2 protein-coding genes are annotated in these 1012 nt (G+C 31.1%); both read left to right on the plus strand.

The annotated features are described in order from the left end of the window. The first annotated feature begins 122 nt into the window (after positions 1–122). Entirely contained in the window at positions 123–308 is a 186-nt protein-coding gene (locus ACWD12_RS41135) for a hypothetical protein (RefSeq protein ID WP_058208103.1), read from the plus strand. Between the two features lie 104 nt (positions 309–412). Then, positions 413–667, plus strand: a complete 255-nt coding sequence (locus ACWD12_RS41140) for a hypothetical protein (protein WP_351515772.1) — start codon at positions 413–415, stop codon at positions 665–667. The last annotated feature ends 345 nt before the right edge of the window (positions 668–1012 follow it).

Raw genomic sequence — 1012 nt, forward strand, 5'->3', positions numbered from 1 at the left:
TTGAAAAAGATAAAAAGTACTAAATAATACCTGATCAAGTGACCAGGTATTTTATATGAGATAATAACAATTTTTATTTAGAAAGTAGACAATTATGCAATGATACCGATTATCCGTTGATTATGACCCGAGAATTAGCAGCTGAATTTATTGGTGTAAGTGGTCCTACATTTGATAAGTATTATCGCTATGAACATAATTTCCCAGTTGTGAAAAACGGAGATGTTGAAGAAGCTTTTCCACGGGACCCAATCATTAAATGGATTGCGGATAATTGGCAATTATTGGAAAAAAGGAGAAAGAGATAGAATACAGTACAAGAAAGCATCTCATTTTCCCAAGGAGTGCTTTTTTGTATTCCTAAAGCTTAGGACTGTGATATGCTTTATCAATTGCAGAATATAATCCATTTATGGGGGGATATATGACAGATTCAAATATTGAAAAAACGCTGATTAATGGAGAAATTGAGCATCCTAAGCAAATCGGAAAAAGAAATTTTACAACAAAAAGACCTAAAATCTATGGAAAATGGAAAGATGGAACTGTTGTTGAATATGCTGACATTAAGAAAAGTGGTAAAGGTTTTAACGGATATAATACACTTTACATGATTTTGGCAGATATTAACCGGGAAGAGGGCAGAATATATACCGACAAATCTTAGGAATAGAAAAACATCAGAAATTTACATGTCGTCAGGAGTTCAAAGAGTAATTTTTACGATTACAACAGCATGGTACGAGTCCCTCCTCAAAAAAAGTGGTATAGTTACTTATTATTAAAGCGTTGATTGTAAATAGACTATTTATATCTTAAAAATATCTTTATCCTATGTTACAATATAGATGAATGGGAGAATAAAATATGAAGTATTTGAATAAATTATTTTCTAGTAATAGAGGAAGAAGTTCCCTTGTTCGGATTGATAAAGGAATGCTTCATTACATAGATAGTTCAGATGTATTTAATAGCGCTACATTACTTTCAATTGTTAAATATATAAATTCCG

This window comes from Streptodolium elevatio (genome assembly GCF_053592165.1).